This window comes from Flavobacterium bizetiae, assembly GCF_902804475.1.
GTDB lineage: Bacteria > Bacteroidota > Bacteroidia > Flavobacteriales > Flavobacteriaceae > Flavobacterium > Flavobacterium bizetiae.
This window is the reverse complement of the sequence record NZ_CADCSU010000040.1, coordinates 62,776-81,584: the sequence shown is the minus strand read 5'-3', so window position 1 is coordinate 81,584 and position 18,809 is coordinate 62,776. Positions and strand designations below refer to the sequence as shown.

Below are 18,809 nucleotides of genomic sequence, written 5' to 3'. Positions count from 1 at the left end.
TTGCAGTTTTCCAACTTTTTAATCTTGTCAAGGATAGCTGCGTTTTTCTTTTTCTTCTTATCCTTTTTCTTGTCCTTATCTTTTTCTTTCTTGCCCAATTTTCCTCCGTATTTAAAAACAGAAGCAAATATAAAAGAAAATAGTTATTTTTAAGCGTTCTAAATAAACTTTAACTTTTTTATTTAGGGTTAATAGCGATAGAACTTGTCACCGTTAATTGCTGAATATCACGGTCGAACAAGTAAAGTCCGCCTTTGTCATCTCCAATTAAGTTGATTTTATCTAAGATAGATTTAGCTGTTGCTTCTTCCTCGATTTGTTCTGCTACGTACCATTGTAAGAAATTATGTGTTGCATAATCTTTTTCTGAAAAAGTAATATGTACCAATTCATTGATAGATTCTGAAACAAAGATTTCATGGTCATAAAGAGCTTCAAACATTTCTTTAAAAGTAGAATATGATGTTTTTGGCGCTTTAAGATCGGTAATCTGAGCGTGACCTCCGCGTTCGTTGATATACTTAACTAATTTAAGCATATGTGTGCGTTCTTCATCTGATTGGGTGTACATAAACTGTGCAATTCCCTCTAATCCGTGTACTTCGGCCCAACAAGCCATAGAAAGGTAAGTTTGCGAAGATTCTGCCTCTATGCGAATTTGCTTGTTTAAAGCTGCTTCAATATTTTTCGATAACATAATGATGACTTTTTTGTAAAGTTAGAAAAAAATAATCTATTCCTGTTTTTTTGAAACCCTGAAACACATGACATTTACGTTAATTTTCAATAATTTAAGGTTTATCAAACGGAAAAGATTTCGAAAAGGTTGCCTTGTCAATTATAGGATTTGTGGGTTCGTTAGGAATAAATCCATCTGTAAATTTACGCATAATATATTGTTTGGCCGTAATGTCGTAATAGCCTAAAATATAGAAATCTTTAAATTTTAATACATTGGGCAAAGTTGCTTTTTTATTTTGATCCAGAAAATAGTTAATATTATCCATGGCAAGCGGTTGCTGCTGTATTAGTGTAAAATCGTATTGATTGTTTAAAGTAGTTTCGAAGAAAACACTTTCTGAATGAAAAGTTTGTGTGTAATTCCAGCTGTACATTTGATCATTAATGGCATAATACATTTGTTCCATTCGCGGATTTCCTCCTAAAGTAACCAAAATGTTTTGATTGTTTTTAAAAACAGATAAACCTACGTCCAGGTAAGAAAGACGTTGTAGAAATTTACTCGTTTTCTTTAATTCTTTCGGTTTTTCATTGTCTCTCTGCATTAGCAATGGCGAACTTTTAAAACGGATCGTATCATTTTTAGATACTTTAAAGCTTTTTATTGTTTCACCGGAATTAAAATCTTTTACATCAAACAAAAGTTCATCCTGAGTGGTGTTGATTTGATAGATTTTATCTTTGTAAAAAAAGGAATTGCTTAATTTTCTTTGATCCTGGGTAGCTGATTGAGGGAAAATCTTTTCCGTTAGATCATGATTTTCAAGGTTGAGATCAAAAACTTGTGTTTTATTAGGATTATAATCTAATGTTAGAATAATATGGTTGTCTAACATATATGCTTTGGTCTTTTTTGAAGCCTTAGACAAAGTACTGTATTCGTCTGATTCTATTTTCTCTATTGGATTTTCTCGCAAAACCTGATTGAAAGTTAAGAATTGTGTTTTTCTGTTTTGGAAAGTAAACGGCGAAAAGTCATAGATTTTTTCTTCAACTATTCCGTTTTTAAAAGCATACACTCCTAATGCAGGTTGAGAAGCATCTTGAGAAAGAATATAAAATAAATTGTTTTGCTGAAATGTAGTTATTATGCTTTGACTAGAGACAGGAAAATTAAAGCGTAAAACTTTATACGTTTTTCCTTCTAAGTAATATTTGATTACGTAAATGGTTTTCAGGTCTTCTGTTCCCCAATACAAAGTAGGGTTTCCGTCTTCGCTAAAACTATATCCCACTATTGATTTGTCCTGAAGATCTGTACGCGGAATGCTGAATTCATCTTTTAAGAATAAAGCAGTGTTGTATTTTAATATCGTAATGTTTTCTGTATTTGTTGCAAAAACAAAAACATCATGTGTAATTGAATTTTCAACATTTAAAATCTGATTGCTATCATCATATTTTTTTAGGTTTAATGGGTAAGAGTTCAATACCGTTTGTCCTAATAGTGAAGATTTGTAGAGTATCAGAAAGAAGAATAATAGTTTTTTCATGTGTTTTTTAGCGACAATAATCATTCCAAATTTATCTCTTTATTTGTAGATTTCAATGCTTAATTCATGAAAAATAGTTCAGCTTAAGGTTTAGTATTTTGCCGCAATTTGTATTTGTTACAGAAGCTTATTTTTACCAATAATATTTGCATGATATCTTCCTTAAAGGTATAAAAAAAGTCCTAAAGAATATTTTCTTTAGGACTTGATTTTTTATGTGGTAAAAGATTATTTTACTTTAAAAGTAACTCTTCTTGCCAATCTTCTTGCTTCTTCAGAATCTTTTTGGATTGATGTGTCAGCACCAGCGGCAACAACATTTAATCTTGAAGATGCGATTCCAGCTTTTTCAAATATAGTTTTAACGTTAGTTGCTCTTGTATTTGATAATTTTTCATTGTACTCAGATCTTCCTACTTGATCAGCATAACCAATGATATCTAAAGATGCAGATGGGTTTTTTCTTAAATAAGTTAAAACAACATCAATTGCAGCAGTAGAGTTTTCGATTGGAGTTGATTTGTTGAAATCAAAATAAACGCTGTAATATTTATCGTTTATCATTTCTTTCATAACATCTTTGTTTTCAACAACCGTGTTGTTAACAGGTTTTTCTACGATAACTTGTTTTGACGGAATGTTTTTTATCTGAGCTTCAAGTTCAGCAAGTTTGTTGTCATAAGCTGTAAGATCAACATTTTCAGAAAGTACAGTCCAGTCAGCATGTTTAGTGTTTTTACCTAAATAAACATTCACACCAATAGTACCGTTGAAAAGTAAACCTGAGAAACCTCTGTTTTCACCAATATAAGTACCATCAAAATTAAGGTTTTGATCAGCATTTAAGATAGTAGAGAAATCTCCAGTTAAAGCCACTCTGTTAGATAATCTAACTTGTCCGGTAACACCAGCAATAAAGTTACCCATTCTGTCTTTTACATGGTAATCTTTGTTTTCTAATTGTGCCACACCAAAACCAGCGTGTGCTAATAAACCAAATGTATTAGTCCATGTTTCGAAATTCATGATACGGCCTAAATTAGCAACAGCTTGTAAATCGATTCTATAGTATTTTGAATCAAAATCGATAGAGTTATTTTTAGCTGTAAAACTGTTGTAACCAAAATCAGCTTTCAAACCAAATTTGTTGTTAAACATATAACGAACTCCAAAATCACCTACCCAAGGACTAGGTGTGCTTGTAAAATAACCAGATGTCATAGGACGTTGAGGTTTATTTACTCCTCCGCCTAATTCAATCGACCATTTATTATAGTCATTTGAGGTATTTTCAGTTTGTGCGTGTAGGCTAGTGAAACCTAGCGAAAACGCTAGAATAATTACAATTTTTTTCATTATTATTTGAGATTTTAAATTTTCCCCAAACAAACAATTTATTGTAAGAATTACTTTCCAATATAAGTTTTTATAACAACAGAATAAGGTTAAATATTACTTGTCATTATTCATTAACCCCTGAAAACAGTCAACAAATTGGCCCATATGCAAACCATCCATCAAAGCATGATGAACATGAACTGACATGGCAATAGTTCTTTTTCCGGTTTCTGAAGTAATCATTTTTCCAAAGGAAATTTTAGGACAACTATCTGGAAACGTGTAACTGCGTGCATGCGAAAGTGACGTAAAATTCAACCACGGAATTGCCGAGAAATGGATCAGATTATCATCATCAAATGATCTTGTAAATAATCCGGTTGTGTTTTGAATGCGTTCGATTTCTGCTAAAGCATTTTGTTCGAATATTTTAAAGTCCGGATTATATTCGATTAATGAAAAACCGAAAGTACCGTCTTCGCGTCCAATTGTTGCTGATGCATCAACACGATCGTTAATATAAATCTGGTCATCGGCAATTCGATATTTAAAATTCTCGATTGAGTTTACGGCAACCAATGTTTTGTGTAAATAATAAATGAAGAAAGAAGCTTTAAGGCTTTTGGCAGTTTGATAGGCTTTGGTACAATCAATTTCTACAGTTGCGCCAAAAAAAGGCTCTTCCATTTGTCTGAAATGCTGGAAATGTTCTTTTCTGTTCCAGTTTTCTAAATCTAATAGTGTTTTCATTATGATAAGTTCTGAAGTACTTCAGTAATTTTTTCGAACGAACTAAAATGTTCGTGTTCTACTTTATGACTAATTTTTTCGTGTTCCCAAGTGGTATGAAACGGAATATGAACGGCATATCCTCCAAGACCTAAAACCGGTAAAACATCAGATTTTAATGAATTTCCGATCATTAGAAATTCGTGTGCCTGAATGTCTAAACGGCCTAATAGTTTTTCATAATCAATTTCTTGTTTGTCTGACATTACTTCGATATGATGAAAATAATGTCCTAGACCAGAACGATGTAATTTGCTGTGTTGGTCTTTTAGATCGCCTTTTGTAGCAACAACCAATTTGTATTTTCCGTGTAAAGCTTGTAAAGTTTCTTCGACTCCATCCAGAAGTTCGATTGGTTTTTCAAGTAATTCTTTTCCGTACTGAATGATTTTTGCGATCGCCTCAATCGGAATTGTATTGTTCGAAATATTCATCGCAGCTTCAATCATCGAAAGTATATAACCTTTGATTCCGTAACCGTATAAAGGTAAATTGGCAATTTCGATTTTAAATAATTCCTGCGAAATTCCCTGATGCGAAAGATAATCTTCCATCAAAGCACAAAATTTATGTTCTGTTTCCTCAAAGTAAGGTTCGTTGACAAACAAAGTATCATCAGCATCAAATGCGATTACTTTTAAATTGGGTATTTTGTTTTTATGTAGCATGTGTTTTTTTTGTTTCAAGTTTTTTTTTGTTTCAGGTTCTTTTACCACAAATTAAATGATTTTATGATCTGCAGAATCTGCGTGGAGCTTTTCGCCACTAATTTCACGAATTGGCATTAATTTTTTTGCCACAGATTAAAGGATTATAATGATTTTAAAAAAATCTGCTCAATCTGCCCAATCTAAGTGGAGCTTTTTTGCCACGAATTTCACGAATTAGCACTAATTTTTTTGCCACAGATTAAGGGATTAGAATGATTAAAAATAAATCTGCGTTAATCTGTTTAAACCCGCTTCATCCGCGTGCCATTTTTCAACCTTATCCCTTATTAAACAGTTTCTTCAAAGAGATTGTCTTATCATAAAACGTAATCCTGATTCCGAATAGCAAAATGATTCCGCCAAAAACCATTTGTAAAGTTATTTGTTCTTCTAAAAACAACCAAGCTAATATGGATGTAATTACTGCCTGACTCAATAAACTTAACGAAACTCTTGTAGCGCGCATATGTTGTGTGGCATAACTAATCGAAAGCCAGGCACACAACTGACACATTACCGCCTGAAGAACTAATACAAACCAACCCGTATCTGAGAATCCGGTAAAAGGTTCGTCTAATGCGTAACAAAGAATTCCTAAATAAATACTTGAGGCGATTAGATTAATAGTCATAAACGATAAAACATCAACATGAGAAAGTACATTTTTACTCACCAGAAGATAAATCGAATAGAGGATTCCCGATAAAACGGCAAACAAAAAAGCCTGATTAAAGTCTAGTTCCAGAAAAAAGCTAAAACCAACTAAAGTGATCATTCCGAATAAGGAAACTACCGTGCCAATCCAGAAATTAGTGGTTGGTTTTGATTTCAAAAAGAAAAAAGAACCAATCCCTACCCAAACTGGAGACAGATTGGTTAGTAAAGAAGCCTGAGTGGCACTTGAATCCTGAATAGCAATATTCCAAACCGTTACATCAGAAGCAAATAAAAGACCACAAAGGGCCGCCAACAAGACGTATTTAGTCTTTGGGAGTTTGAAGTTTCCGGTAATAAGCACATAAGGCAAAAGTAGAGCCAGAGCAATAGCCATGCGATAAAAAGCGGAGATCAATCCCGACGTTAGTTTGAGTTTAACCAATATTGGGAAAATCGAAATACAAAGTATTCCGCAGATTAAGGCTAATCTTGGTTTGGTAATTTTCATTTTAATGCGTTTCGAACTTACTGAGGTAAATCTCGTAAGTGTATTTTAATTCTTTTTTAAAGCAAAATTGCGTGAAGCAAAGTTCACGCAATTTATATAATATACAAAATAAGCAGATTGTTATTCTTCTTTTTCTACTACTTCAATTGTTGGAGGAACTTCCGGAGCATCTTCTCCTTTTAAATAAGACGGTAAATTAAGACCGGCCATATTGAATAAATCATTCAATGGGGGAACCGTTTTCATCATTCCTGAAACAAAGTTTGCTGTCGATGAATTCCCGTTATCGCCCTGACCATTACCAGAATCCCAAACTGTAATTTTATCAATTTTGATGTTTTTAACAGCTTCAACCTGAGTTTTAACCAATTCAGGAAGTTTTTCTAATAATAATAATTGGAAAGCTTTACTTGGGTCGCCACCAGCCGCAGCCACAACTTCTTTATAACCTTCGGCTTGTTTTGTTAATATTTCAAGAAGACCTTTTGCTTCTGCTTCCATTTTTGCAAAAATCGCATCAGCTTCTCCTTTTGCATTTTCTCTTATAGTTTCGGCAGCGGCCTGAGCTTCAATGATGGCTCTTTGTTTCGCAATTTCGGCAGGAATTACGATGTTGGCAATTTGCGTAGAACGTTCTCTTTCAGAACGGGCTAACTCGGCTTTTTGCTCAGCAACATACGATTCTTCTAATGCTTTTGCTTGTTGTACTTTCTCTGCTGTTATTGCTATACGCAACGATTCTGCTTCTTTTTCTCTACGTAAAGCTTCAGAATTTGCAATCGCAATCTTTGCCTCATTTTCTCCCTGAATAGCAATCGCATTCGCCTCAGAAGTTTTTACCCTTGTATCTCTTGCAGCTTCTGCCTTTCCAATTGTTTCATCTTTAGAAGCAGTTGCAATACTAATTTCTCTGTCTTTTTGCGTAATAGCAATTTTTACGTCTCTGTCTCTGTGCGTTTCGGCAATTTGAGTGTCTTTTTCTCTGTCAGCAAGAGCCTTTCCGGTTTCTCCAATTTTTTCCTGCTCAGCAACACTAATTTTTGCTTCGTTGATTGCTTTTGCAGCAGCTTCTTTTCCTAAAGCTTCGATATAACCAGATTCATCTTTAATATCGGTAACGTTTACGTTGATTAGTTTTAAACCAATTTTCTTCAACTCGCTATCAACGTTTTTCGAAATATTGTCCAAAAACTTGTCACGGTCAGAATTGATTTCTTCAATAGTCATGGTTGCAATAACCAAACGCAATTGTCCAAATAAAATATCTTTTGCCAGTTCCTGAATTTGTTCTGATGATAAGCCTAAAAGTCTTTCAGCAGCTGTGTTCATACTATCTGTTTCTGTAGAAATGGCGATCGTAAATCGACATGGAACATCGACTCTAATGTTCTGGCGGCTTAATGCATTTGTTAAGTTAGCCTCGATCGAAAGCGGTTTTAAATCTAAAAAAGCGTAATCCTGAATTACCGGCCAGATAAAAGCACCACCTCCGTGCACACATTTTGCTGATGTGCCACCGGTACGACCGTAAATGACTAAGATTTTATCAGAAGGACAACGTTTGTACCTTGATATTAATGCCGAAATTGTTACGAATAAAACGATTGCCGCAACTGCAATTAAAATAATTGGATTCATGCTTGGTTATGTTAAATGGATTCTACTATTAAAATATTATTATTTTCTATTTTTATCACCTTAACTACTGCTCCTGAAGGGATTCTTTCATTTTCGGTCATGGCTTCTAATTCGTGAAATGCACCGTTTACACTAATCATAATTTTGCCTTTTCCTTTTTTGTTTTCGGGAATGGTCAAATAAACTTCGGCAGTTTTATTTAAGGTATTGGTGATTTTAAACGAATTGTCTTCGGCTAATTTTTGTACTTGTTTGATGACCAGAAAAAATAAAACCACAAACAAAGCCCCAACGATAAAGGAAGCAACGATAAGCAATATAGGCTGATCGCCAATTGTGGTATAAAAAGAAATTCCTGTCCAGCTAAAACCTAACAAAAAATTGATCAGATTTCGTAATGAAAAAAGCTGAAAGTCTGAACCTCCGTCGTGCATATCACCATGAAAATCAGTGTCGAAACCATCAGCGACATCAAGCCCCGAAAAGGTAATAATGGTTTGAATAATAAAAATGATACTTGTTGGAATAGCGATATACCAAAAAGATTTAAGTAACGTGGGTAAACTATCTAATAGCTCCATAATTTCGATTTTTCGAATAACTTTAGGCGCTAATATCTTACTTTTTATGAAAGAAAACTAATTTGAATTAAAATTGATGTTCTTGTAGTGTCTAAATAAATAAAGAGTCGTGCCAGTTTATGACTATCATAAAAGGCGGAATTATGTTGTTGAGCAGAGAATTATAATCTTTGCTTTATATTCGATAAAAAATTCCCGAGTTTCCATTGGGGTAACTCGGGAATTTAAGATTTTAATCAGCAAATTTTCTAATGATATATTCTTTGGTTTTATTATCATAATAACCCAAATAATAAAAATTACTAATCTTAAATAAGGTTTGTGATGAAACATCAGTATTCTTGTCAAAAAACGTTCTTATTTTATCAAATGCCAAAGGTTGTAATTCGCCTTTTATATTATTTCCCTCTTTGTCAAATAAACCTTCAATTTTCACAACTTTTCTATTAGTATAGGAGTTGAAGTTTTCCATTGTTGGATTGTATACTGCTGCTGAAATCAAAGCTCCAATGAAGCCAAATTGTCCTAAAGCCGCTTGTCCGCCTGATTGCTGAGTTGAAGAAACACCTCCAAAAGTAATTAGAGTATTTTCGCCAATATGATAGCAAGAAAGACCTGTATTTAAATTGTTTACTTTTCTAATAAACTGCGCTGAGGTTTCTAAGGTTCTTTTTCCTCCAAAGAAATCTCCACCTTCCTGATATATTTCAGAATTCTTGAATTCGATTGGTTTGGTAATATTAGCAAAATGTTCTTTTAAGATATTGTCATCCAAATCTTTTATGTTAAAATATAAAAGATCTGATGAAGTTTTTATCTGATATAGTTTATTCTCAAAATAGAAAGAGTTAGAATTTAAAGATGTACGATCTCCTGGTATAAAACGTTGTTTTATCATTTTTTCTGTAGCAGTAAACGTGTTTAGATCAATAGTAAAAACCTGAGTAAAGTCAACATTAGTATCCAGAGTTATGATAATTTGGTTTTTATTAAAGTAACATTTTCTCTTTTTGGCTCCATCGGTTAATGAAGTTGGGTTTTCAGGAGTAATATACTTTAGTGTATATGGAAGTTCAAAAGGAAGTAAATTTTCACTTAATACTCCATCTAAATCTGTTTTTGCATAAGTGCGTTTTACAAAGTGAAATCCTTCAAGCGAAATTGTTTTTGCATTATAGTTTCCGTCTTTGTCAAAAATATGAAGTTTCAAATTATTGCTTTTCCTGATAAAAGTTAAAATATAGAAATTCTCATTTTCGCTGAATTTTTGTAGAATTTTCTCTTCTTTTAATACAAGAGAATATTGTTTTGTTTCGACTTTACGCGTATTAAAATCAAACAATTGCGTATAAATGTCCTGATAATTATCAGACGACCAGAATAATCTAGTATTGTTATTGCTGATATTATAACCAATCATATTATCATAAGTCTTAGTATTTGGTCTTTCGGTAGAAATACTATCAACAATTTGCATGTTTTCGTTAAGATGAATGGCTTTTACTTTTATTTTGTCACTAACAAATAAAGTAACATCCTTTTTTTCAGTATTTACAACCTGAAAAATGTCACGATTCTTTTTTAATTCAACAGAAGTAGAACTTACAATATCTTGCGAAAAAGAAAGTAAACTATTTAAAAATAGCGAGGCAAAGAATAATTTTTTGATCATTATTTAGTCTGATTTTTTTGCGAAGATCTGATTTTTTCTTTTTCAAAAAAAAAGAAACATAAAATAAAACCCCGTTTTAGATGTTGCAAAATCCCTAATTTGAATAAATTCCCTGTTTCCATAGGATATCATGGTAAAGGAAAATAATGCAGTTATTTAAAACTGCAAATTAAGAATCAAAATGTGCCGTTAGGCACAAATGATGGGTAGAAAAAAAGGAAATTGCAATAGATTTAGCGTGCCTTTAGGTACGCTTGGGAATCCTTTTGATGCGTACCTATGGCACGCTACGGAGTTTTAAACCTGATCTTTTCTACCGATCATTTGTGCCTAGCGGCACATTTTAAATTATTCTACAATAAAAATTTAGATTAAACTTGTTTTTGTGTGGTATTACGCATTCATGATTTTCTTGCAGGCATTGTTAATTTCCTTGTCTGTAAAAGAACCAAGTGCGTTGGCCAACAATTTACTAGTTCTGATAGAAGTCACCATTTTGATTCGGAGATCCTGATCGTCACCCATTTCGTTTAAGAGAATGGTCTCGAAAATTTCGGACAAATGTTCCGGTTGATCTCTAAAGTCCTCTTCATACCAAAGTTCTGAAAGGAATTTTGCCATTGCTGTCATTACAGCTTGTTCTGATGTTTTTTCATTTTCTTTAGTCATAATCGAAAATTTTAAACGCACGAAACCCTCGCTTTAGGTGTGACTAAATATTCAAAGAATAGATTTAGGACAGTTTCCTGTTCCATCACCATGGCGAGGGTTCGCTTATGTTAACTTTTAATAAGTTTTTATTTAAAGTTTGAAATATTTAGTCGCGACAAACGTACAACTATAAATTCAGGCAAAAAGAAAAAATATGAGAAATTTCTCATGTTTTAACATTTCGCATCTAACCTTTTACTAAAAAAAGTTAGTTTATCGTTTCACCATTTGGAGCGTCAGTATCAGGATTTACGAATACTAATTTTCCTTCGGCATTTGTTGTCATTAAGATCATACCTTGACTTTCAACACCACGTAAAGCTCTTGGCGCTAAATTTGCCAAAACCGTAACACGTTTTCCAATGATTTCTTCTGGCGAAAAGCTTTCGGCAATTCCGGAAACAATCGTGCGAACGTCAATTCCTGTATCGATTTTAAGAACCAGAAGTTTGTTTGCTTTTGGCATTTTTTCAGCTTCAATAATAGTTCCTATGCGTAAATCCATTTTAGCGAAATCCTCATATTGAATCAATTCTTTTTGAGGTTCTAGTTGTTTGCTTTCCGCGAGATTAGCAGTTTTTGTAGCTTCCAATTTATCTATTTGTTTTTGTATTTCTTCGTCTTCGATTTTTGCGAATAATAATTCAGCTTCACCAATTTGGTGCCCTGATGGAATCAATTCTGAATTTTCAGTAACATCATTCCAATTCAGTTTACCTTCATTTTTCAGGATTCTTGACAATTTCGCAGCAGTAAAAGGCAAGAACGGTTCTGCCAAAATGCTTAATGCAGCAGCAATTTGCAACGCCACATACATTTGAGTTTTTACACGCTCCGGATTGTCTTTCATCACTTTCCAAGGCTCTTCATCGGCAAGATATTTATTTCCTAAACGAGCAACATTCATCAATTCGCCCAAAGCTTCACGGAATCTGTAACGCTCAACCGAACTTGAAATCACGGCCGGATACGCTTTTAATTCTGCCAAAGTATTTTCGTCAACTTCAGATAATTCGTTAGGAGTCGGGATAAATCCGTCGTAATATTTATTGGTTAAAACCACAACACGATTAATGAAATTCCCGAAAATCGCCACCAATTCGTTGTTGTTTCTCGCCTGGAAATCTTTCCATGTAAAATCGTTATCCTTAGTTTCTGGAGCGTTTGATGTTAATGCATAACGCAAAACATCTTGTTTCTCCGGAAATTCTTCTAAATATTCGTGCAACCAAACCGCCCAGTTTTTAGAAGTCGAAAGTTTGTTTCCTTCCAAATTCAAAAACTCATTTGCAGGAACATTGTCCGGCAAAATATAGCTTCCTTCGGCTTTAAGCATCGCCGGGAAAATAATACAGTGAAAAACAATATTGTCTTTCCCAATAAAGTGAACCAACTTCGTGTCTTCATCTTTCCAGTATGGTTCCCAATCTTTTCCTTCGCGTAAAGCCCATTCTTTTGTTGATGAAATGTACCCAATAGGCGCATCAAACCAAACATATAATTTTTTTCCTTCAGCACCTTCAACCGGAACATCAATTCCCCAATCAAGGTCACGCGTTACCGCACGAGGTTCCAATCCGCCATCAACCCAAGATCTAACTTGTCCGTAAACATTAGGTTTCCAGTCGTTTTTATGTCCAACCAAAACCCATTCGGTCAGGAATTCAGTATATCGGTCAAGCGGTAAAAACCAGTGCTTTGTTGCTTTCAAAACAGGAGTTTCTCCAGTAATTGTCGATTTTGGGTTTATTAAATCCGTAGCATTTAGAGTCGATCCGCAATTTTCGCATTGATCGCCATAAGCTCCGTCATTACCACATTTTGGGCAAGTTCCAACCACAAAACGATCAGCTAGAAACTGATTCGCTTTTGCATCGTACAATTGCTCCGTTACTTCTTCAATAAAATCGCCATTATCATACAATGTTCTAAAGAATTCCTGAGCCGTATCATGATGAATTTTAGCCGAAGTTCTCGAATAATTATCAAACGAAATCCCGAAATCAGCAAATGATTTTCTAATAATTCCGTCATATTTATCAATAACTTCTTGTGGTGTAATTCCTTCTTTTTTGGCTTTCATCGAAATTGCAACCCCGTGTTCATCACTTCCGCAAATAAACGCAACGTCTTTTCCTTGCAAACGTAAATATCTCGAATAAATATCTGCAGGCACGTAAACCCCCGCCAAATGCCCAATATGTATAGGTCCGTTGGTGTAAGGCAATGCCGCCGTAATAGTATATCTCTTTGGATTCTGTATCATAACTCAATTTTATTGAGTGCAAAAATAAGCAATAGAATTGAGATTTTGTTATTTCACGGAGTTTCGCAGAGAAAAAGCGCCGAGTTTTTGTTTTAAAGAATGTGAATTAATCTCGCAAAGGCGCAGAGTCGCAAAGTTTTTTCTCATTGTTTGTCATTGCGAGGAACGAAGCAACCACACTAGAAACTCTACAAAGCGTTGATTTCTCTTAGTAGTTTTTTCAGGAGCTAATCCCGCTATCCGTTCCAATCTTTTACTTTTTAAAGAAAAAAGTAAAAGGATTTCCACTTCTATCGGGGCTAAAAAATACGCGGTTTGTCAGGCTGAGCGAAGTCGAAGCCACATATGCTGAATCACTTTGCGGGACTTCTCCCGACGCTCAGTCTGACAAAATGCATAGATTTTCAAAGAAAATCCGCGTCAATCCATTTAAATCCGCGTCATCCGCGTGCCATTAAACCTAAAACATAAAACCCATAAAATAGAACCAGTTTAAACTAGCCCTTTGTCTAAAATCTTCAAAAAATATTTTGCAATCTTTGCCCTGAAAAAAAACAAAAACAAGTTATGAGCAAGACAAAATTAATCATCAATAAAAACGGATCTATCAAGATTGAAGGAGATTTCGAAATCATGGATCCGGAAGGAACAGTTTACGGATTACAAGGAAGAGCTGCATTAGGACTTTGCCGTTGCGGATTATCTGCAAACAAACCTTTTTGCGATGGAGGACACCGTAACAACTTCGAACACGATTCTATCGCATTCGATTTACCACCAATGAAAACAAACTAAGAATTTTCGATTTCTTATTTCAATATAAAAAAAGCTGCGTCAGACGATGCAGCTTTTTTTAGTTAGATATAATACCCAATATTAAAGATCTGTAATTTGTGCCTTAGACACTAAATATGGGTAGAAAATTAGTTCGCGATACGTTGGCGTGCCGTAGGTAAGCAACAAAACAATAACTATTGCGTACCTACGGCACGCTAAATTTATTCCTATTCCCGTTTTTCTACCAACATTTAGTGCCTAATGGCACATTTTAGCTCTTGATTAGCATTATATATAAAGCTCACCCTTCATAGTAATAACAGCAGAACCGCCAACCAAAATATCATTATCTCTGCTCATCACTTCAATCAACGAAGGCTGACTTAGTTTTACGCCTTGCAGAAATTTATATTCGGTGTTGGGTTTCGTGTATTTGTTTTTTGTCAAAAAGCCAATTAAAGGTCCTGCAGCCGTTCCTGTGGCCGCATCTTCATCAATACCAATTAACGGATTAAAGAATCTGGCTTCGACTATATTCTCGTGTTTTTCATTAAAAATGGTAAAACAATAAAACCCTTCAAATCCATATTCTTTCGAGATTTCGACTAAACGTTTGTTATCAGGAATGCAATCGTGCAAGAATCGTCTGTTTTTTATAGGAACCATTAAATGCGCAACTTCGGTTTTAACAATTGTAGGCAAAAGTTCTCCAACCGTTAAGTCATCAATAGCCAAACCAAGTGCTTTTGCGATGGTCGAAACCGGAACTTCCTGCAAAACAACAGCAGGTTTTTGATGCATTTGTACCACAGGATATTCAGTAACAGGATCAAAACTTGTGGTTAGTGGTATTGGATTATCTTTCATGATTACAAAACGATTCGTTTCGTTTTGCTCATCGAATATGGGCATTTTTTGGTACAATGCCGCACAAACTGCTCCTAATAAATTATGTCCTGCGCCATCAACCTCAAAACCCGTTGGCGTAAAAGAACGAACGTTGAGCGCTTTTTGTATCGTAGAATAATAAATAAATGAAGTTTCAGAATAACCAAATTCCTTTGCGATATTATGATACGTTTCTAATTCGAGATTTCCATCTGTAAAAACAACAGACAACGGATTTCCTTTGTAACTTTTATTAGAGAATACATCTAAAACATAGTATTCTAATGCGGTTCTATCTTTCATTATTATAGTTTATTAGATGAAATTTTTCGATAGAATAAAGTTACCATTTGTCTTTTGATCTCAGTTACAAAGATTCGTTTTTCTTTTACAGCATTCGTTTTCCTTCGGCACTAAATTTTATTGCTTTTTCTAATCTTGCAATTCTGGTTTTTTCTTGTTTGGCACTCATAATTACGTGAATTATTACCTTTTTGTACGATGGTGCCTGATTGTTGAAATATTCCCAAGCTGTTTTATTAGCTTTAAATTGCTTTTCGAGTGCGGGATCTAGAATATAAGCTTCATTTTCATGTGAGTAAATTTTAGATCTTTCTTCAGACCTGAATTCGAAAGCCTTTATTCCGGCTTCTTTCATCAATCCGGCTTTGGTGAGTGCTTCGATTTTTTTAATGTTGATCGCGCTCCAAATACTTGATTTCTTTCTTGGCGTAAATCGTATCGAATAACTTTCGTCGTCTATAGATCTTCGAACGCCATCGATCCAACCAAAACAAAGCGCCTGATCGACAGATTCTGACCAGGACATCGATGGTTTTTTGCTATTCACTTTATAGAAACCTACTAAAAGTTCGGTTTCTTTCTGGTAATGCTTTTCTAACCATGCTCTGAATTGTTCTTGGGTTGGGAAGAAGGTTGGATTCATTTATTTATCAGTTTTTAAGGGAGGTGGAGGTGGAGGAAGAATATATTTTGAACTAAAAAAAGTTAGCTTTTTATCGCTTTTAATTAATTTCACTTTCTTTTTCCAGTTATAAATCCAATTAGCTAAAGAATCTAAATCTTTTGGAACATCATTTTTGCGGCTATGTATTTTAATTGATTTTTTGATTGAATCTTTGTCTATGTAAATAGTGTAATAACTTCCATCAGAATAATTCTCAACATATTCGAAATTATATTTTTTTAATTGTGTTTTAGATATTAAATCAATCAGCTTATTTTTATCTTTTTGACTTATTAAAGCAATATAATTTGTTTTTCCTTTTGGAATATTTGTGCTGTCCCAAACATCATGTGCGTTCCAGTGTTCTCTAATATAAACACTGTCGTTTGGAGTGAATTTTACTGAAAAAGATGTTTCGAAAGTATCACTAAATGAAAAATCAAAATATTTAAATTTTACTTCTGCTTCTTCTTTTTTGCAGCTTAAGGAAAGTAATAAAACAAATGAAATAAGTAAGATTTTTATTTTCATAGCCAAGTTTTGTTGGTTTTTTCAACCTGAATTTCTAACAGTTCGTCTTTACAATTAGTTCTTTATCTTTGTAAACGTAATGAAAGAAAAATAAATCATGGCAAAAGGACCTGAAAAAAATACCAAAAACAAGGCTTTGCATACCAAATTGCTCAATAAGAAAAAGGCCAAACTTCAGGAAGAAAAGAGAGAACGTGCATTACGTCTCAAAGCTTTAGTGGCCAAAATGAACGAAAAGAAAAATAGTGAAGAATCCGGCGCTGTGTAAATCGAATGTTCTAATCTTCAAGTTCTTTCCAGCAAATGTCTATTTCTCGCTGAATTTCCTTTTCTAGTTTAGGAAGTTCATTTACAACCCAAAACTTACTTTCTTTAGTTAAATAAAATTCATCTTCGTCAAGTTTAAATTTCATTGCCCCATGAATCATCGCAATCATTAGATTGGTTTCGGTTATTCCGTTGGCAAAGTTGGGTTGTATCAAATACTTTAAAAGGTCTTTTTCGTATTCAGGTTTGTGGTATAAAACATGACTCACTATCGGGAAATAGAACAGAAAATAACTATTTGTATTCGAATGATATTGAATTTTATGGATTTCAGAAATTAGAAGATCACATTGAAATTTGTTAGTTTCCTGATTTAATTCTTTTAATAATTCGAAAGTGTTTTTTGCGTTTGAGAATCTTTCACCCATTTTTTGTAGAGATGAAAAGGTTTTCTCAAATTCTGAACATTCACTGCTTTTTTTCATTAATCGGATTAAAAATTCAATTTAGACTTTTTGTAAGCTTACTTTTTGATTTGATTTTTTCTTGTAAAAAGACATACCCAAATACACCAAAATAAGATAAGGGAAATAAAACGGATAAAACATAAAAGCCTTAAGTGGCCAGCCAATTCCCATTTTACTTATTCGTAGTTTTTTTACCGTATCTAAATTTTCAATGGCAATATTTTTCATTCTATCTGTTTCATTCAAATCACCAGAAGAATATCCATAATGCGAAAGAAGAAGTTCAGTTGAAAAATGTGACCACCACGCAAGAATCAGAATGAGAAAGAAGGTAATAAGCCCGGCCGAAATTAAATAGTAGACAAAGAAATATCTGAAATTTTGCTTATGTAGCTTATTAAATAGTAGTACAGGAGAGATAATTAAAGCGATTAATAATGCGAATTTTATTGCCGTATTTAAAATTTCCATACTACTACGTTTAGATTATAATTATAAATTCAAAATCATTTTTACAATCCATAAAAGTATAATAAATCCCAGAAAAGAGAACTCTACAATATTTACTTTTTGATTGCCGAATTTCGAAACCAAAAATCGATCAATTATCACGAGAATAATAACCGGAAGCAAACAAAACAAAATATAAATTCCCATTAATCCGTCTGGCGCAGAATTTCCGTCGATGAGCATTATGGCATAAATTATTCCTACTATAAGAGAGAATATGCCGGAGACGTAAAATAGGGTAAGGTTTTTTGGCAGGTCATCCATAAACTAAAGGTTTTTACGTTAGTAGAGAATTACTTTTTTCTCGCATTTTAATGTTTTTGCGATAGGATAAAGCATTCTCTTTGTTAACAGATGAACCTTCTCGAAAATGGTTGCGTTAAAATCTTGAATTTTTTAATTCTTGTAAAAGTTAAATTCTTCGATATCATGATATCCAAAAACTTCGATTTCCGGATGATCGTTGATTAAAGTTCTGATTTTATCTAAAGTTTCTAATCTTAAATCATTGTTTTCGGCTCTCATTTTGGCCAGTTGATTTACAGGATGATCGCTGTCGGTAAGTTCTATTCGCATATAATAGGCATCTGCGATATAAAATATCCATCCGTTTTCTGTTTTTAAAGCAACCCCGCAATGTCCTAAAGTATGTCCGAAAAGCGGAATTAGAAAAATTTCAGTTTCGATATCTACATCAACTTTTCTGGCTTCGAACCCAAACCAGTTTAAATCTAATTTTTCGTAAGTTTTTATTGTTGGCTGGTGTGATAATGGTGTTTTTAAATACCTTGGATTTCCTGAAATATAGGCGTCACATTCTTCAAGTCCAACATGAACAATTGCGTTTGGAAAATCTGCCAAACCGCCAATATGATCATTATCGAGATGCGAAATAACACAATCGGTTACGTTTTTAGGATTAAGTCCCAGTTTTTCTATTTGTCTGATTGCGGTTTGATTTTCATCGAAATGATAACCCACCATATCTATAAGTTGCTGACCAATTCTTTCCTCTGGTTTTAGAATGTCTAAAAGTCCAATTCCGGTATCGATTAAAATAAGTTTGTCGTTTTCCTGAATCAATAAGCAATGTCCGCACACATTGTCGTTTACGGGTGAAACAATTTTTACACAGTTGAGGTGATGAATTTGAGGCATGATGATTTGTTTTTGATTAATGTGTTGAGTAGGGATTGTAAATTATAGATATTCTAAACTTGCTCTGAAAGAGCCTAAGCAATAGCATGGTGCAAAGCACTATGAATAAGAATGATTGTTGTTCTTAGCCCTGAAAGGGC

20 protein-coding genes are annotated in these 18,809 nt (G+C 33.8%); 2 read left to right on the top strand and 18 right to left on the bottom strand.

The features are described 5' to 3' along the window. Window positions 1–178: 178 nt before the first annotated feature. The 11 genes from FLACOL7796_RS03435 to metG form a co-directional block, all read right to left on the bottom strand. Complete coding sequence (locus FLACOL7796_RS03435) at window positions 179–697, bottom strand: ferritin (protein WP_173969434.1); 519 nt, start codon at window positions 695–697, stop codon at window positions 179–181. Between the two features lie 94 nt (window positions 698–791). Further along, a complete protein-coding gene (locus FLACOL7796_RS03430) occupies window positions 792–2,234 on the bottom strand; it encodes a hypothetical protein (protein WP_173969433.1) in 1,443 nt (480 codons plus the stop codon). A gap of 228 nt (window positions 2,235–2,462) precedes the next feature. Beyond that, complete coding sequence (locus FLACOL7796_RS03425; RefSeq protein ID WP_173969432.1) at window positions 2,463–3,590, bottom strand: OmpA family protein; 1,128 nt, start codon at window positions 3,588–3,590, stop codon at window positions 2,463–2,465. Between the two features lie 96 nt (window positions 3,591–3,686). Beyond that, a complete protein-coding gene (locus FLACOL7796_RS03420) occupies window positions 3,687–4,322 on the bottom strand; it encodes a chloramphenicol acetyltransferase (protein ID WP_173969431.1) in 636 nt (211 codons plus the stop codon). After that, window positions 4,322–5,029, bottom strand: a complete 708-nt coding sequence (locus FLACOL7796_RS03415) for an HAD family hydrolase (protein ID WP_173969430.1) — start codon at window positions 5,027–5,029, stop codon at window positions 4,322–4,324. Before FLACOL7796_RS03415 ends, FLACOL7796_RS03420 begins: the two co-directional genes overlap by 1 nt. 319 nt (window positions 5,030–5,348) lie before the next feature. After that, window positions 5,349–6,236 (bottom strand): DMT family transporter, encoded by an 888-nt coding sequence (locus FLACOL7796_RS03410; RefSeq protein ID WP_173969429.1) that lies wholly within the window; start codon window positions 6,234–6,236, stop codon window positions 5,349–5,351. A 120-nt stretch (window positions 6,237–6,356) separates the two neighbouring features. After that, on the bottom strand, window positions 6,357–7,874 hold the full coding sequence (locus FLACOL7796_RS03405) for a flotillin family protein (protein ID WP_173969428.1): 1,518 nt from the start codon (window positions 7,872–7,874) through the stop codon (window positions 6,357–6,359). A gap of 11 nt (window positions 7,875–7,885) precedes the next feature. Continuing rightward, window positions 7,886–8,455, bottom strand: a complete 570-nt coding sequence (locus tag FLACOL7796_RS03400) for an NfeD family protein (RefSeq protein WP_173969427.1) — start codon at window positions 8,453–8,455, stop codon at window positions 7,886–7,888. A 232-nt stretch (window positions 8,456–8,687) separates the two neighbouring features. After that, window positions 8,688–10,127 carry a hypothetical protein gene (locus FLACOL7796_RS03395; RefSeq protein WP_173969426.1) on the bottom strand — a complete coding sequence of 480 codons (1,440 nt, stop codon included), beginning with the start codon at window positions 10,125–10,127 and terminating at the stop codon, window positions 8,688–8,690. Between the two features lie 393 nt (window positions 10,128–10,520). Beyond that, window positions 10,521–10,796 carry a hypothetical protein gene (locus FLACOL7796_RS03390; RefSeq protein WP_173969425.1) on the bottom strand — a complete coding sequence of 92 codons (276 nt, stop codon included), beginning with the start codon at window positions 10,794–10,796 and terminating at the stop codon, window positions 10,521–10,523. A gap of 250 nt (window positions 10,797–11,046) precedes the next feature. Then, complete coding sequence (gene metG, locus FLACOL7796_RS03385; RefSeq protein ID WP_173969424.1) at window positions 11,047–13,104, bottom strand: methionine--tRNA ligase; 2,058 nt, start codon at window positions 13,102–13,104, stop codon at window positions 11,047–11,049. Between the two features lie 567 nt (window positions 13,105–13,671). Between metG and FLACOL7796_RS03380 the strand changes: the two genes are divergently transcribed. Beyond that, window positions 13,672–13,899, top strand: a complete 228-nt coding sequence (locus tag FLACOL7796_RS03380) for a CDGSH iron-sulfur domain-containing protein (protein ID WP_047777006.1) — start codon at window positions 13,672–13,674, stop codon at window positions 13,897–13,899. Between the two features lie 270 nt (window positions 13,900–14,169). Here the strand turns inward: FLACOL7796_RS03380 and FLACOL7796_RS03375 are convergent, their stop codons facing one another. The 3 genes from FLACOL7796_RS03375 to FLACOL7796_RS03365 all read right to left on the bottom strand — a co-directional run bounded on the left by FLACOL7796_RS03375 (window position 14,170) and on the right by FLACOL7796_RS03365 (window position 16,267). Further along, entirely contained in the window at window positions 14,170–15,072 is a 903-nt protein-coding gene (locus FLACOL7796_RS03375; protein WP_173969423.1) for a PhzF family phenazine biosynthesis protein, read from the bottom strand. Window positions 15,073–15,157: 85 nt separating this feature from the next. After that, complete coding sequence (locus FLACOL7796_RS03370) at window positions 15,158–15,715, bottom strand: YdeI/OmpD-associated family protein (protein WP_173969422.1); 558 nt, start codon at window positions 15,713–15,715, stop codon at window positions 15,158–15,160. Beyond that, the gene (locus FLACOL7796_RS03365; protein ID WP_173969421.1) at window positions 15,716–16,267 is read right to left on the bottom strand and encodes a hypothetical protein; all 552 of its coding nucleotides are present in this window, start codon (window positions 16,265–16,267) and stop codon (window positions 15,716–15,718) included. It lies immediately after the preceding gene. Between the two features lie 97 nt (window positions 16,268–16,364). Here FLACOL7796_RS03365 and FLACOL7796_RS03360 point away from each other — a divergent pair, with 97 nt between their 5' ends. Beyond that, on the top strand, window positions 16,365–16,535 hold the full coding sequence (locus tag FLACOL7796_RS03360; RefSeq protein WP_173969420.1) for a hypothetical protein: 171 nt from the start codon (window positions 16,365–16,367) through the stop codon (window positions 16,533–16,535). Between the two features lie 10 nt (window positions 16,536–16,545). Here the strand turns inward: FLACOL7796_RS03360 and FLACOL7796_RS03355 are convergent, their stop codons facing one another. The 4 genes from FLACOL7796_RS03355 to FLACOL7796_RS03340 all read right to left on the bottom strand — a co-directional run bounded on the left by FLACOL7796_RS03355 (window position 16,546) and on the right by FLACOL7796_RS03340 (window position 18,669). Then, window positions 16,546–16,962, bottom strand: coding sequence for a hypothetical protein (locus tag FLACOL7796_RS03355; protein WP_232067278.1), 417 nt, complete (start codon window positions 16,960–16,962; stop codon window positions 16,546–16,548). 78 nt (window positions 16,963–17,040) lie between these two features. Further along, window positions 17,041–17,472 (bottom strand): hypothetical protein, encoded by a 432-nt coding sequence (locus FLACOL7796_RS03350; protein ID WP_173969418.1) that lies wholly within the window; start codon window positions 17,470–17,472, stop codon window positions 17,041–17,043. Between the two features lie 21 nt (window positions 17,473–17,493). Next, window positions 17,494–17,775, bottom strand: a complete 282-nt coding sequence (locus FLACOL7796_RS03345) for a hypothetical protein (protein ID WP_173969417.1) — start codon at window positions 17,773–17,775, stop codon at window positions 17,494–17,496. 132 nt (window positions 17,776–17,907) lie between these two features. Further along, the gene (locus FLACOL7796_RS03340) at window positions 17,908–18,669 is read right to left on the bottom strand and encodes an MBL fold metallo-hydrolase (protein ID WP_173969416.1); all 762 of its coding nucleotides are present in this window, start codon (window positions 18,667–18,669) and stop codon (window positions 17,908–17,910) included. Between the last annotated feature and the right edge of the window lie 140 nt (window positions 18,670–18,809).